The organism is Anabaena sp. FACHB-1237 (assembly GCF_014696225.1).
In the GTDB taxonomy this organism is placed as follows: domain Bacteria; phylum Cyanobacteriota; class Cyanobacteriia; order Cyanobacteriales; family Nostocaceae; genus FACHB-1237.
Window position 1 is genome coordinate 1 of sequence record NZ_JACJPV010000034.1, and the last position, 15689, is coordinate 15689.

Below are 15689 nucleotides of genomic sequence, written 5' to 3' on the forward strand. Positions count from 1 at the left end.
TTGGTTTTCTATTCTTTCAAAGTATTATTTTTTCTCGGTTCAGTTGGTTGCGGGTTTTTTCTTTCCCTCAACACTTTATCTACTATATCTCCCTTTTTTTTCTTTGTCAACCCTTTTGAGAAAAATTTTTCGAGATTTTTTCTGGAATTGTTGACGTTTGGCTGAAACTATTGCTGTGCAATCTTTACAGGTATTTTGATTAAAGGTCTACAGGGTGTTGTCCATAATAAGGTAGGGCTTCTGTCCAATGGGGTTGTTTACCTTGTTGCCATTCCATTTGGGCTAATTCTAAAACGCTAGTAACAGTTTTCGCTAGTTGTTGTTTTTGTGTGTTGGCAAGTACTTGTTCTATTTGCTCATGCTTTTTATGCCATTGTTCAAGGCTTTTTTGCCATTCTTCTGGTGTGAATACTTTATCTGCTAATAAGGGTATGATTTGTCTATGGTTGATTTGATATATTGCACCAAAGATTTTTCCCTGTTGGGCTGCCATTTCTACGGCAATGATTGAAGATGATAGTGTTGGGGAGATATCTTTATATGATGATCTGTGGGTTCGCCAGGCAACTGCCGCTAATGTGGATATGGTAAATATTGGTATTTGTAGTTGTTGTGCTATGGTGCGGCCTATTACTATTCCTAGACGTGTTCCTGTGAATCCTCCTGGACCTTTGGCAACGGATATCCATTCTAGGTCTGTCCAACTGTATGGTTGAATTATTTCCTTGAGGTAATAATGAATATGACTTGATAAGTCCCGTGCTAAGTGGTAGGTTTGCGATCGCTGATAGTCTACAAAGTTACTAATGGCTAATCCTAGTTCTGGTGTGGTTGTATGTAGTGCTAAACCGTATTTGCTTGGTTTAATATGTGAGGTTTCTATCAAGGTCAGGTAATTGGGAATTTTTAGATTTGGGATTTTATTTTCCTATATTATATAGTTAACTTCACAACGGCATTTACAAATTCTAGGCAGGTTACAGGATCTCATAACCTACCGTTTATAACTTTTGATGAAATGCTCAATATCACTTAGGTGGGTACAAGCTCACCTGGTCGTAGTTTTGACCATTTTCCTGTTTCTTGCTGAAAACTTAGACACCCAACTACATCCCATTCCATTTCTATAATTTCATTTTTTGTCCTAATATTAACGTTGATGGATGGTTCTTGAGGATCAAAGTCGGGTGTTTCTGTTAAGTGCGGTTGTTGGTGCTGGGTTTCTACGGCGTTGTAAGTTATACATCTATCTACATAGTGACAATTTACACAAATACACATAATAAAAGCTAGTCCACAAAAATTTATAGTTGAAGAAGTATTGATAGTAATGTAGCTTAAACAAAATTTTTTAGCATTAGTTTTGAGGACGATTTTGATTACCATGAATCAGTTTGCTGTTGATCGTTTATCAGTAAGGAATTGGCCTTTTAGGTTAGATTTATTACCAAATTATGCTTATATGGTTGGTGGAGCGGTAAGAGATGCTATTTTAGGCAGGATTCGTGATTATTTAGATTTAGACTTTATTGTTGCTGGAGATGCTATACAAATAGCGAAACAAATCGCTAAAGAGTGTAAAGCAGGTTTTGTTTTATTAGATGCTGAACGTGATATTGCTCGTGTAGTTTTTGCTAATGCTACAGCTGACTTTGCTAAACAAGATGGAGATAGTTTAAACTCTGATTTAAAAAGACGAGATTTTACTATTAATGCGATCGCTTATAATCCCTATAATCACCAATTTATTGATCCATTAGGAGGTTGTCAAGATATAGCATCTGGTATGTTGAGAATGATTTCACGAGATAACTTGCAAAATGATCCTTTAAGGTTAATGCGGGCTTATCGTCAAGCCGCTCAACTAGGTTTTAAAATTGAACCAAATACACAAGTAGCAATTCGCTCCTTAGCATTAGAATTAAGTAAAGTTGCATCAGAAAGAATACGAGTTGAAATTGGTTATTTATTAAGTAGCAACAACGGTACTTTTTGGTTAATTAAGGCCTGGGAAGATGGTTTATTAACGAGGTTTTTTCAAAATAGCAATTATCAGAGCGTGCAAAAACTAAATGCTGTGGAGAAAGCATATATTCTCATTAGTCAAAAATGGGAGAAATTAGCATCCGAATTACAAAATCATATTCGCAATACTATTAAAACTTCTGGTTTATCAATTGCTAAAATTGCTTGTTTAGTGAACTCTAAAAACTTAGATTTAGTAGAAAGAGAACTTTTACAACTGACCTATAGTCGCGTTGAAATTCGAGCAGTAATCACCGTTTTAAAATTATTACCTAAAATCACATCAGTTAATAATTTAATTAATATATCTATTCGAGAACAATATTTTTTATTTCAAGAAATATCTATATTATTTCCAGTAGTCTTAATATTAGCTATAGCTGAGAATATTATCGCACAAGAAACACCTACAGAAATATTGCCAAGTTATGAACCTTTGGTAAATAGATATCTCAATTGTCAAGACTTGGTTGCTCATCCTCATCCTTTACTAAGTGGTAATGATATAATGAAAGCCTTGCAAATTCCTGCTTCTCCAAAAGTGGGAGAGTTGTTAACAGAAATTGCCATAGCCCAAGGTGAAGGTATAATTAATAACCTAGAAGAAGCGATCGCCTATGCTGCTAAATTGCTATAATGATAGTAATCATCAATTGTTGACTAACAAAAAAATTCTCAATTTGAGATAACTTGTGAAAAAGTTGTGTAAAGTTGCTATAAATTGGATAGAATTAGTATATTTAACATAAAAAATCAAGATAAAAAAATGAGCTTAATTTGGCAAGTTGATTTTTACCGCATTCCTAAACAAGATAATGTAGACAAAGCATTATGGGCTTTATTAATATGTGATGAATATGGCACGTTTAAATATGAATCCCTTTGTCCTCAGTCTGAAGCTAGTTCTAAGTGGTTAATACAACAATTCCAATTAGCCAATAAAGGAATTTTACCCGACATTATCCAGGTTTTCCGTCCTCAATCTTTAAGTTTAATTACTGCTGCTGCTGATAAATTAGGTATTAAAATTACAGCAACTCGTAGAACTGCTAGTTTACGAAAATGGTTACAAGATAAAAAATATGATCTGACAATTGACAAATTACCTCCACAGCCATTACCAGAAAATTTATGGGGAGAACAATGGCGATTTGTAACAATTAATGCTAGTGATATAATAGATGAATTTATAGAGTGTCCAATTCCAGTTTTACAGATGCCTGATTTTCTTAAACCAATTAATTTAGGTTTAGCATCTAATATACCTATTCCCGGTGTGATTATATATGGTGGTAGAAAGTCTTTAAAATTAACAAGATGGTTAGATGAAACCAACCCTGTAGAATTAAAATATGTCAGAGGTGAACCTGATGGTTTAATATTAGAAGCAGGTTTAAATGAACGCTATATTTTACTTACTTTTACTGACAAAGAAGTGAAAAATGCAGCTAAGAGTTATGAACAGAAAAAACAAGTAAGCAAGGGACTACATTTTTTAGTGGTACAACCAGATGATTCAGGAATGACTTACAGTGGTTTATGGCTATTGAAACAAGAGATATAAGAAAATATGAATATTTGTTGAAGTTTAGCTAAGAGAAGTGTTAAGAAAATAGGCGTTGTTGAATTGGAGTACAATAACATAACATAATATTTATTTCACGCATCAGCAAAGCCGTTAAATCCTACCTTCAGTGATCCCGGTGTCACAATCGGTTTTTTCGGATTTTTGAATACATTTGAAGATAATTTTCATACAACATAGTCTAAATCTTAGGTGGCGATAGCAAAGCGCTGCTGCAAGCAGTTCAGTTCGCCAATTCTCAATTTCTAAATCACCGATTTTCGTTGTGTGACAGTTGATGTGGGTTAGATGCAAAGTTTCAAATTTTGAATTTCTCAATTTCATATTTGAGTTCAGCAACGCCCGAAAAATATTAGATTATAACTCTTTGCGTAAGGGTTAGGTATAAGAATTTATTACCAATGGAAAATCAGATATAACCTGTGTCAGGTAGACGCTAAAAGTGCTGTAGTATAGTTTAATTGAACTTCGTTCAAGAATTTCAGATAATTGTTAATATTACAATGTTAGTATTACAATATTATCATCATAGTCAACTATTTACTCAAGTTAGGATCAGATGAGAGAAATCCGTAAACGCAGAATAGTTATTGGGGATGTTCATGGCCACTATGACGGGCTAATGTTATTATTAAAGGAAATAGCTTTAACATCTGATGATCAAGTTTATTTTCTGGGAGATTTGATAGATCGGGGTCCAAAAAGTTCAGAAGTGGTAAACTTTGTTCAGGAAAACAATTATTCTTGCTTGCTAGGTAATCATGAACAAATGCTATTAAATGTGATCACTAATAAAAATAGCACTTCAGCAGATATGCAAGCCTGGTTGTATAGTGGAGGACAGGCTACAATTACTAGTTATAAATCCCCAAATATCCCTCAAAAACACTTAGACTGGTTTGCAAACTTGCCAGCTTATTTAGACTTAGGAGATGTGTGGTTAAGTCATGCAGGTGTTGATCCTAGTTTAACTGTAGATCAGCAAACTACGGAAGAATTATGTTGGATTAGGGATAAGTTTCATAGGATGAAAAAACCATATTTTCCAGATAAGTGGATTATTACTGGTCATACTATCACCTTTACTCTTCCAGGTGTGATTCCAGGTATGTTAGCTCAAGGCCAAGGATGGATAGATATAGATACAGGTGCTTATCATATCCGTAGTGGTTGGTTAACAGGATTAGATATCACTAATCATCTCATTTATCAAGCTAATGTTTTTAGCTATAAAACTCGTATTTTAACCTGGGATGAAGGAGTAAAAACTGTTCATCCAGAAGACTTTATGACTAGTCGTCGTTCTAGGTAAAGAGGATCATCCCATGAAGATTACAAGTACAGATTAATTGACTATTGACCTGATTTTTGCTTTATAACTGACGTTATCTAAACCATTATTGTCTTTGCTGGGGTTATTACTGATTTGTCTTTGCAGTGATACAATACGATCTTTTGCTCCAGGATGGGTACTTAAAATAGTAGGTAAAGAACCGCTAGTTTTTTCTAATTTTCTCATAAAAGAAACCATTGCTGATTGAGCATACTTAGTATGAGTGAGAATTTTTAAACCTCTTGCATCAGCATCATACTCATCTTTACGACTACGGGGAAGATTGAGGGCTAATTTTACACCAATTCCAACAGCTTTACTCTTACTTAATCCCGTAGAAGAAGCTACACCGTTAATCACAGCTTGTTCTCGCATTTGTTTAATTAGGTGTTTTCCTTCAATATGTCCCATTTCATGGGCGATGACACTAGCTAATTCTGCTTCATTCTCTGCCGCTAAGAGTAAACCAGTATTAATATAACAAAAACCTCCGACAGTGGCAAAAGCATTAATTGCCTCGTCTTCTACTACCTGAAAAGTATAGGATAAATTAGGGCGATCGCTATTGACTGCTAACTTCATTCCCAATTCCTGTACATAGTTGTTTAATAGGGAGTTGCGAGAAATACGTACTTCTTTTTGTATTTGCTGATTCATCTGACTACCTAAATCTATTTCTTGACTATCTGATAGTCTGGATAGATTGAATGCTTGTATACCTTGATATATTAAGGGTAATAAATCTATAGCTTTAGTAGGTAGAGGTGTAGTTAAACAAATAGTTAAAGCGGTTATTACAGAAATTAAAGGGTAAAACCAGCGTTTCCAGATGTTGTGATAGTTATTCATAATGTCAGGGTGTTACTATGAGCAAAAGAGATTAGGCTTTAAGGTAAAAGACGTAACTGAATTTACTAAGTTGCATTTAGTTACTAAAATTAGTTGCTTAAAAACGACTCGAGGTTTTACACAGGGATTGCATAACTAAGAACTTACAGCACATTCCATCTACATGAGCTACACTATGAACACAGCAAGATGCCTGTGTTACAAGGGTTTTATCATTAACATCTGTACCTCATAATAACGGAAACTGCTGTAACATTATTAAGAAAAAAATTTATGGTGATGGAATCTTCCTAGTAATTGCTATACTTCCTAAACAGGATTGTTAATTGTGTAAAAGTAAAGATTTATGACTTAATAAGTTACTAGAATAGTACAATCAATTACCTAAGATAAAACCAGAAATTCCATTACTTTAACCCTGTCCAAACCTAATTATGGCTATTTTAGATACAAAAGGTCGTTTATTCGGCAAAATTAATTTACTAGATCTAGGTGCTGCCCTAGTAATATTACTAGTAATAGTGGGTATTTTTATTTTCCCAGGTACATCAGGTTCAGTAGCTCAAGTGGGAACAAAAAAAGCACCAATTGAAGTAGACTTAATAGTGCGTGGTTTAAATGTTCGTGATCCGCAGCAGTTATTTAAGCAGGGATTTACAAAAGGTGGTAAAACCAATGTAATTATTCGTAATCAGCCCTATGGAGAAATTGGAATTAAATCGGTTCAACAGTTAGAAAGAACACTAACTATTCCTCAACCTGACGGTACTGTCAAAGAATTAGCAGATCCTCGTCAAAATAACTTTAGCACAGATTTTCTGTTGACTTTGGAAGGTAAAGCCACAATTACAGAAAATGGTCCGGTTTTGGGGAATAATAAGGTGAAAATCGGAATGCCTTTTGAATTAGAAGGGTTTAATTACAATTTTAATGCTTCAGTGATTGATATTAGAATTGGCAATAAGCAATGATCTTAGCTATCAGCTTCAGTGGCAACCCAGGATATCAGAAGTGTCTGTTTCTTAGCTGCGGATAGACCATTTGTGATTGATTGATGGCTTTAGATTTTGCTTTACTGAATAAATTGTTACGCTCGTTATTTAGCAACAAATGATGAATAAACTTCCTCATATTAAAACAGTAAGCTCTAAAAAACTCATTTTTACTACCTTCTCTGAACCTGGTTTTGTGCTGGGGTTGTTGACAATTATCGTTGCTATGTTGGTTTGGAACTGGCAATTATTGTTATCTTTAGTAATCGGTATTACCGTAATGTTACTAAGTTATTCCTGGCAACAATGGAATTGGCAATTATGGTGGTCAGAATTACGTAGGTCTTTAAACGGTACTAATGCTCGTTTATTTTTGGCGATTGTTAGCGGAGCATTGGTCACTTTTATTACCTATATGATAGGACATATATGGGTTGATTCTCCTAGTCACTGGTTAGCGACTGCTACGATTATTCAAGGCATGACTACTCTATTAACTTTAGTATTGTTGCTGTGGCAAATTTTTCAATTACAATTAAATCAGGAACAGGATAATATTGATCAGTTGTTAGATAAGCTGACTAGTGGTGAACCTTTAAAACGATTGTTGGCTTTACGTAAACTGAATAAACACTTGCTTAGTCAAGATGCGACAGTTAACTCAAAAAAAGATATAGGTAAATGTTTACAATTGTTGTTAAAACAGGAGAAGGAAGCAATTATTAGAGAGGCAGTTTTAGACTGTTTACAAAATGTGGATGAGTTTAAGGTTATATCTGCTAATTCTCAGGAGGTTTTAATACCGATATCGCTAAAGAAGAGGAAGGTTTTAGTGGACTAAGTTTTTTGGGCGTTGCTGAATTGGGGTATGATATTTATTTAGCGTTTATTTCGCGTATCAGCGAAGCACTTGCATTAGACGCAAAGTTTCAAATTTAATTTAGTTTAATTTAATTAATTTTGAATTTCTCAATTTCATACCTGAGTTCAGCAATACCATAGATTTTTTTTAGTCCGCAAATGCGGACTTTTATGGCATATATGCAGTCTATGGTTGCTGATTTAAGACTTAACCAGAAATAGAAGGTTCGCGTTGCGCTGTTCTCAATTTAGGCTTAGGAGTAGCTACACTGCGTCTATCATCATAGTTGCGTCCCTCTTTATAAGAACGACGTCCACCACGTTCACCACGTTCACGATAACTACGCTCACCTCCGCCATCACCATAATCACCACCATCACGACGTTTGTTGATTCTTGGCTTAGGACTATCAGCTTCTTCTACAGGTAGATCCACACCAGATAACAACCAAGCGGGACGGGTTTGATCATAGGCAATTTGTAAAGCAGCAGCAGCGATCGCGTGAGCATCATACTCTTCAATCATCTCGCTGATGATAGGCAAGAATGAAGCTAGTCTTTCACCAGTTAACGCTTCTGCTACTTGGCCGCGTAACTTCTGAATATGTTGTGCTTCAATTTGTGCCTTAGTAGGAATAGTCAAAAGCTGCCAATTTTGACGTACATGACGCTCAAATATCTGTTGTTTGCGACGCTCAAAAGGTTGTACTAAAGTAATAGCTGTACCTTCCTTACCAGCGCGACCTGTTCGTCCAATCCGGTGTACATAGGTTTCTACGCTATCAGGTAAATCAAAATTGATTACATGGGATAATTGATCTACATCTAAACCCCGTGCAGCAATATCCGTAGCTACTACCCAACGTACTTGACGGTTACGGAAACGAGTTAAAAGTCTTTCTCTGGCTTGCTGAGACAGATCACCATGATACTCATCCACACTGTGGCCAGCAGATTGTAACAGATTGGTTAATTCTGCCGCAGTTCTCCGAGTCCGCACGAAAATTAACGCGGTTTCTGGATCTTCCATTTCTAAAATTGGTTGTAAAGCCTTAGCTTTAGTCCAATGACGAGGAATTAAATATGCTACTTGGTTGATTTTATTTGGTGTAGCCTTGGGTTGTTCTACAGTTACGGTTACAGGTGAATTTAAGAACTTATTCACCAGCATCCGAATAGAAGGAGGCATCGTAGCAGAGAATAAAGCGGTTTGTCTTTCCGTGGGTGCTTGGGATAAAATTCTTTCTACGTCATCAATGAAGCCCATACTTAACATTTCATCAGCTTCATCTAATACAAACCATTTTACTTGATCTAACCGTAAATTACCCCGTTCTAGTAAATCTATTACCCGTCCTGGAGTACCTACAACTATTTGTGCGCCTCGTTTAAGTTGTAAGATTTGTCTATCTATGGACTGACCACCATAAATAGCTACTGCTTTTAAACCACTATTACCAATAAATTGGGACATAGCAGCATGAACTTGAATAGCTAATTCTCTAGTTGGTGTTAACACCAATGCTTGTACAGCTTTTTGATTAACATCTAATTTTTCGATAATTGGTAAAGAAAAAGCTGCGGTTTTCCCAGTTCCTGTTTGGGACTGACCAACTACATCACGACCATTTAATAATTGTGGAATGGCTTGCATTTGAATGTTTGTTGGTGCGGTAAAACCAATTTCTTCTAATTGGGTAGCACGTTCTTGGGAAAGACCTAATTCTTGAAAAGTTAAACTCATTAATTCTCCTAGATTGGTTGTCATTTTTGAACTTGTAATTTGCACTTGTAAGACCGATACATAATGTTTAAGTTAGTCTGATTTTTAGTGACTAATTAATTACTAACAATTTGACCATATAGATCATAAGCATCGGCACTTTCAATTACCACTGGCACGATAGTCCCTAGTCTAGCAATACCTTTAACGTATACTTGACCATCCACTTCTGGCGAAAATCTGCCGCAACGACCAATTAATTCTCCAGTTTCAGGATTTTCTTGTTCTATTAGGACATCAACTATTTTGCCAATTTCTTGCTCATTTTTTGCTAGGGAAATTGGTTGTTGTATTTCCATTAATAGGTTACGACGTTCTGCCATTATTTCTGAGGGAATTTGATTACTTAAGGTGTAAGCTGGAGTTCCCTCCTCCGGCGAAAAGGTGAATACACCTACATGATCAAATTCATGTCGCTGGGTAAATTCTAATAAATGCTGAAAATGCTCTTCTGTTTCCCCAGGGAAACCAACAATAAATGTTGTTCTTAATACTGCTGAAGGTATGGCTTTTTTCAGCTTTTCTATAATTCCATCATTTACTCTGCCCTGCCAAGGACGATTCATGGCACGTAAAATATCTGGATGAGAATGTTGTAAGGGCAAATCTAAATATGGCAGAAAGTTAGATGTTTCTTGAATTGCGGCAATCACATCTTCTGTTAACCCTGTGGGATAAGCATAGTGCATTCTTACCCAAGGTACCTTTACTTTTCCTAATGCCCGAATCAGTTCCGCTAATTTTGGCTTTCCGTAAATATCTAGTCCGTAGTTAGTCGTAATCTGAGAGATCAGAATAATCTCTTGTACTCCTTGACTAGCTAACTGTTCAGCTTCAGCAACTATTGATTCGATGGTACGCGATCGCTGATTACCACGCAAATGGGGAATTATACAAAACGCACAACGATAATCACAACCTTCAGCTACTCGCAGGTACGCTACTCCTTCTGTGGTAGTGCGATAACGCGGAGTGGTTTCATCGGCAATATATGTCGGTTCTGGAGTAATTTCTTTAACTCTTTCCCCTTGTTCTGCCCTTTCTATCACATTTACTATTTTGTGATAGTCTCCTGTTCCCACTACTGCTACTGCTTCTGGCAATTCTTCCAATAATTGTTCTTGAAAGTGTTGCGCCATGCAACCTGTAATTACGATTTTTTTATTTGCTTCTGCCAATTCTACTAGAGTTTTAACTGACTCTTCCCTAGCTGCTTCAATAAAACTACAGGTATTGACAATTACGTAATCCGCTAACTCTTCGTTTGTATCTACTCCATAGCCCGCATTTACCAGCAGCCCTAACATATGTTCTGTGTCAATGCGGTTTTTCTCGCAGCCCAGGTGAGAAATAGCTATTGTTGGTTTTTCACCCATACTTTATATAATTTTCAGTTTTCCTCGTGACTTATAAAAGTGTACTTCTTTTAGGTCATAACAAATATTTGTAGGTTTTTTGCTGTCTGAAAACTTTTAATCACAACTTACCTACTATTTTTCTTCATTATCACCCTTTACCAGTTTCTGGTCAATCGCTGGTAATTTTTATTAGTAAACTTTTATCACAACTTTTCTCTATACCTATGTTTTTTATAGAGTTTATGTTATGATGTTTATACTAATTTTTCCCCAATGTAATATTGAGCGCTCTAGGTATGTTGAACACTAGCAATATGTCTTAACAATTTCCTAGTCACTACTTTAAATATTAATTAAATATCATCGCAGCGTGGCCATTGTTAATTTACCCATTGGGAAGCCGACCATAAAGGTCTGTTTTGAGAAGCCGCTACCCGCAGGGAAATCGCTATGGCGACTACACCGCTTTAGCATTAATGCTATTTCCACTTTGATGATTAACCTACATTGTTAGGGCTAGGTCAAGCAGTTAAAGTGTTCTTAGCTGCCTTGCGTCTTCTTGAGTGGCAAACTCTCTTAACCAAGTTTCATCTTAACATATCTTATGAAATGTTTTACATTAATTTCCATCTTTGGTCAGAGGAAGTTAAGTAAGCAGCAAGAATGGTGCGGAGCGAGGAGATCAAGGAGTCAGGAGTCGGGAGCAGGGAGAAAATTCTTTATTCTCACTCGGCACTCCGCAATTACCAAATCAAAACAATTTGACCAATAAGCAACTACCAACTTAAACTAGATTATTAGCAAAGCGAATAGGTAAGCACTGCAAACTGTGCCAAAAAAATTAAAGACGTGGATTTACATCAGTTATTTAAAACCAAAACACCCATTATTGGGGTAGTACATTTATTACCACTGCCAACCTCTGCCCGTTGGGGAGGTAGTCTCAAAGCAGTAATTGATCGCGCCGAACAAGAAGCCACAGCCCTCGCTAGTGGAGGAGTGAACGGGATTATTATTGAGAATTTTTTCGATGCTCCGTTTCCAAAAAACCAGGTTGATCCAGCCGTGGTCAGTGCTATGACTGTCATAGTACAAAGAATACAAAATTTAGTATCTATACCTATAGGATTAAATGTGTTACGGAATGATGGCAGAAGTGCGATCGCTATTGCTAGTTGCGTTCAGGCACAATTTGTCCGTATTAATGTCCTTACAGGTGTCATGGCTACTGATCAGGGTATAATTGAAGGTGAAGCTCATGAATTATTACGCTACCGGAGAGAATTAGGTTCAGATGTAAAGATTTTGGCCGATGTATTAGTGAAACACGCTCTTCCTTTAAGTTCTCCTAATATTATAGTATCAATTCAAGACACTATTGAAAGAGGTTTAGCTGATGCTGTGATTCTATCAGGTTGGGCTACGGGTAGTCCTCCTAACCAAGAAGATTTAGAATTAGCGGCTAATGCGGCTGGATCTACTCCTGTATTTATTGGTAGTGGCGCAAACTGGGAAAATATAGGTACTTTATTATCAGCAGCAGATGGTGTCATTGTCTCTAGTTCCCTAAAACGTCATGGACAAATTCATCAACCTATTGATCCTATTCGTGTGAGTCAGTTTGTGGAAGCTGTTCATCGCAACTGGAAATCTAAGGAAGAAATTAAATCAGTTCCTTCTGTTAAGTTACATTCTTAAATAATTGATAATTGATAATTGATAATTGTCAATTGTCAATTGTCAATTGTCAATTGTCAACTAGTGAATTTTTTGTACTCTATCATCTAATTTTATAATTATGATACGTCGTCGTTCTACTCCTTGGATTCATAAATGGTCCCGTCCTTTAATTGGGGCGATCGCTGGTTTAGGTATTCTAAACACAGGTTATCTCTTGTTTGAAAAACTCATTGGTGGTAGTCCTATTTGTACCACTCCTGAAGGTGTTAAAGGTTGTGTAGATGTACTTTCTAGTCCTTGGGGTACGGTATTTGGCCAACCTTTAGCTTTATTTGGTTTGTTGGCTTATTTGAGTATGTTTATTTTGTCTTTATCGCCTCTAGCAATTTCGGAAACAACTAATAAAAACTACAAACAAATCGTCAATTTGACCTGGTTATTATTATTTGTTTTGGCGGTGTCAATGTCAGTTTTTAGTAGTTATTTAATGTATATTCTGGCATTTGAAATAAAAGCAATTTGTTGGTATTGTATTGCATCAGCTACTTTCGCTTTTACCATGCTCACTTTAACAGTAATTGGAAGAGATTGGGAAGATATTGGACAACTTTTATTTACAGCTTTAATTGTGGGAATGGTGACATTAATTGGTGCTTTAGGAGTTTATTCTAGAGTTAATATTTCTGATAAAATTGCTGAACCAATAAATGGTAAACCTGTACAAATTAGTTTTACGCCTAAAGTACAACCTAACCCGGAATTTGGTTGGGAAATAACCACAAAATCAGGACCTGCAGAAATAGCTTTAGCCGAACATTTAGTTAAAGTTGGTGCTAAGGAATATGTAGCTTATTGGTGTCCCCATTGTCATGAACAAAAGTTACTTTTTGGCAAAGAAGCCTATAAAATCATTAGTGATAATATTGGTGTAGAATGTGGTAAGGAAAGTCCTAAAGGTAAGCCAGAATTGTGTGTTGCAGCCAAAATTCAAGGGTTTCCCAGTTGGATTATTAATGGTGAAATTTATAGCGGTGTGCAAAATCTGAGTGAATTAGCAAAAATTACTAATTACACAGGTCCACAAAATTTCCGTTATTTCCGATAATACAACACATTCTATCTACATGATTGATGTACAGGATTAGCGGGCAAGATGCCCGCACTACAATTTGCTTATTTACATGATTTATACTGTCTGATGTGGTTGGTGAGGTTGTCGAACCAGAACCTACCAATATGCCAATGGCGTAAGTCCTAAACCACAAAAACTTAAACCATAAAACATCCTTTTTATGCTTTTATCACAGCCGATAAAAATCTACCTTACCAGCAGAATTTCATAGATAAAATTTTGAGAATTATTTTATTATTTTAGATTCTCGTAGTACACACCCTAATCATTTACTTCCTCTGATAGAAATCTTCTTTATCTGTGTGGATAGTTTTAACTATGGACGGTAGATAATCGCCATTTATCATTGATAACACACAAAAGATATATTAATCTTCATATTTTCCCACAAACATATTTATTACTTCATTCTTTCCACCAATCATCATTTTTCACTAATGTATGTAGTTGCCAGTTTTTATCTGTTTCTGGATAGTCGGAACGGTAATGTCCTCCTCTGCTTTCTGTTCTAAAAGCCGCACTTTTAATAATTAAATATCCTATATCTAATAAGTTACGAGTTTCTGCCCATAATTTAACTTGTTTTTCTATTTCTTCCTGATAATTATCTCCCGTATCTCCGGCAAATTTTACTGTTTCTTGTGGTTGTAATTGTAGTAAAAATTGGCTTAATGGTAAATGATTAAATTGTGTTTTCCAGGTTTTAATTTGGGCGATCGCTTGTTCTAATATCTCCTTTTCTCGGCATATTCCCGCACTTTTCCACACTACACGCGGTAATTGTTCTCTTATTTCTTCTAAACTAATTTGTTGTTTTTCCCACTGTTCTACACTCAAAGTAAAATTCACAATTTTCTCAACACGGGAATTATCCATATCTGGATTTTTTAGATGTGAAATTTCTGGATCTATTTTGGCCATTTGTGAACCAAATACAATACATTCTAACAAAGAATTACTCGCTAAACGATTTGCCCCGTGTACTCCCGTACTAGCAGTTTCTCCTAAGGCATATAATCCCGGAATATTTGTTCTATTATATAAATCTGTGAGTATTCCTCCCATCCAATAATGGGCAGCAGGAGATACAGGAATAGGCTGATTAAAAACATCAATTCCCCAATATTCACACACTTTAATAATATTAGGAAAACGATGACGAATTTTCTCCTCTGGTATGGGACGCATATCTAACCACACATTAGCAGTAGACATATCGGTTGTGGTTTTTTGTAAATGGCTAAATATTGCCCTACTCACTACATCTCGCGGTGCTAATTCTCCTGATGGATGATAATCAAAAGCAAATCTTCTTCCTGTATCATCTACTAAATGTGCTCCTTCGCCTCGTACAGCTTCGCTAATAAGAAATCTTCCTGGCCGACTTAAAGCGGTAGGATGAAATTGCACAAATTCCAAGTCCCGCAAAATAGCCCTGGAACGCCACGCTATAGCCACACCATCCCCTGTACTCACGGCTGGGTTAGTGGTTTGGGCAAAAACCTGTCCACCCCCGCCAGTGGCTAAAATTACTGCCTTAGCGTGAATCCAGCTAACATTACCCTGGTAAAATAAACTGATCCCTTGACAGCGACCACTATCTGTTTCTATCCATAAACTTAAAGCTAACGCCTGCTGAATAATGGTAATATTGTCCCGTTGTAAAACCTGGGATGTCAGGGTAGTGGTAACTTCCCGGCCCGTGGTATCAGCTGCATGGAGAACGCGAGGACGGGAATGGGCTGCTTCTAAGGTTAAAGCTAGGCGATCGCCTTGGCGATCAAATGCTACGCCTAAATTTACCAATGACTGAATACATTTAGGAGCTTGTTCTGCTAAAAACTGTACAGCATGAATATCACATAAACCTGCACCAGCCTTTAACGTATCTTCAATATGTAAAGTAGGAGAATCTTCTTTAGCAACCGCTGCCGCAATACCTCCCTGGGCCCAATCGCTTGCAGAGAGAGTAACGGTTTTTTTCGTAATTAAGCCGACTTTTAAAGATGCGGGTAAACAGAGGGCTGTGTATAATCCAGCCGCACCAGCACCGACAATTAAAATATCAAATTGAGGAGGAATGTCAGACAA

Annotated in this window: 13 protein-coding genes; 7 read left to right on the top strand and 6 right to left on the bottom strand. The window is 36.4% G+C overall.

Annotated elements, in window-relative coordinates:
* Positions 1 to 199 precede the first annotated feature (199 nt).
* Positions 200 to 886, bottom strand: a complete 687-nt coding sequence (tsaB, locus tag H6F32_RS15225) for a tRNA (adenosine(37)-N6)-threonylcarbamoyltransferase complex dimerization subunit type 1 TsaB (RefSeq protein WP_190370161.1) — start codon at positions 884 to 886, stop codon at positions 200 to 202.
* Positions 887 to 1032: 146 nt separating this feature from the next.
* Positions 1033 to 1281: a Ycf34 family protein gene (locus H6F32_RS15230; protein ID WP_190370197.1), complete on the bottom strand. Its 249-nt coding sequence runs from the start codon at positions 1279 to 1281 to the stop codon at positions 1033 to 1035.
* 103 nt (positions 1282 to 1384) lie between these two features.
* On the opposite strand from H6F32_RS15230, the gene H6F32_RS15235 reads away from it, so the two are divergent.
* The 3 genes from H6F32_RS15235 to H6F32_RS15245 all read left to right on the top strand — a co-directional run bounded on the left by H6F32_RS15235 (position 1385) and on the right by H6F32_RS15245 (position 4922).
* Entirely contained in the window at positions 1385 to 2662 is a 1278-nt protein-coding gene (locus H6F32_RS15235; RefSeq protein ID WP_190370162.1) for a CCA tRNA nucleotidyltransferase, read from the top strand.
* Between the two features lie 129 nt (positions 2663 to 2791).
* The gene (locus H6F32_RS15240) at positions 2792 to 3589 is read left to right on the top strand and encodes a Tab2/Atab2 family RNA-binding protein (RefSeq protein WP_190370163.1); all 798 of its coding nucleotides are present in this window, start codon (positions 2792 to 2794) and stop codon (positions 3587 to 3589) included.
* A gap of 580 nt (positions 3590 to 4169) precedes the next feature.
* Positions 4170 to 4922 (top strand): metallophosphoesterase family protein, encoded by a 753-nt coding sequence (locus H6F32_RS15245; protein WP_190370164.1) that lies wholly within the window; start codon positions 4170 to 4172, stop codon positions 4920 to 4922.
* A 33-nt stretch (positions 4923 to 4955) separates the two neighbouring features.
* Here the strand turns inward: H6F32_RS15245 and H6F32_RS15250 are convergent, their stop codons facing one another.
* Positions 4956 to 5792, bottom strand: a complete 837-nt coding sequence (locus H6F32_RS15250) for a M48 family metallopeptidase (RefSeq protein ID WP_190370165.1) — start codon at positions 5790 to 5792, stop codon at positions 4956 to 4958.
* Positions 5793 to 6226: 434 nt separating this feature from the next.
* Here H6F32_RS15250 and H6F32_RS15255 point away from each other — a divergent pair, with 434 nt between their 5' ends.
* Both H6F32_RS15255 and H6F32_RS15260 read left to right on the top strand, forming a co-directional pair.
* Positions 6227 to 6763: a DUF4330 domain-containing protein gene (locus H6F32_RS15255; protein WP_190370166.1), complete on the top strand. Its 537-nt coding sequence runs from the start codon at positions 6227 to 6229 to the stop codon at positions 6761 to 6763.
* 139 nt (positions 6764 to 6902) lie between these two features.
* Complete coding sequence (locus H6F32_RS15260) at positions 6903 to 7625, top strand: armadillo-type fold-containing protein (RefSeq protein WP_190370167.1); 723 nt, start codon at positions 6903 to 6905, stop codon at positions 7623 to 7625.
* 228 nt (positions 7626 to 7853) lie between these two features.
* On the opposite strand, the gene H6F32_RS15265 is transcribed toward H6F32_RS15260, so the two are convergent.
* Complete coding sequence (locus tag H6F32_RS15265) at positions 7854 to 9389, bottom strand: DEAD/DEAH box helicase (RefSeq protein ID WP_190370198.1); 1536 nt, start codon at positions 9387 to 9389, stop codon at positions 7854 to 7856.
* A gap of 95 nt (positions 9390 to 9484) precedes the next feature.
* The gene (rimO, locus tag H6F32_RS15270) at positions 9485 to 10804 is read right to left on the bottom strand and encodes a 30S ribosomal protein S12 methylthiotransferase RimO (RefSeq protein ID WP_190370168.1); all 1320 of its coding nucleotides are present in this window, start codon (positions 10802 to 10804) and stop codon (positions 9485 to 9487) included.
* Positions 10805 to 11635: 831 nt separating this feature from the next.
* Between rimO and btpA the strand changes: the two genes are divergently transcribed.
* A complete protein-coding gene (btpA, locus tag H6F32_RS15275) occupies positions 11636 to 12484 on the top strand; it encodes a photosystem I biogenesis protein BtpA (protein WP_190370169.1) in 849 nt (282 codons plus the stop codon).
* A 100-nt stretch (positions 12485 to 12584) separates the two neighbouring features.
* Entirely contained in the window at positions 12585 to 13571 is a 987-nt protein-coding gene (locus H6F32_RS15280) for a vitamin K epoxide reductase family protein (RefSeq protein WP_190370170.1), read from the top strand.
* Positions 13572 to 14003: 432 nt separating this feature from the next.
* Here H6F32_RS15280 and nadB read toward each other — a convergent pair whose 3' ends face one another.
* Positions 14004 to 15689 carry an L-aspartate oxidase gene (gene nadB / locus H6F32_RS15285; protein WP_190370171.1) on the bottom strand — a complete coding sequence of 562 codons (1686 nt, stop codon included), beginning with the start codon at positions 15687 to 15689 and terminating at the stop codon, positions 14004 to 14006.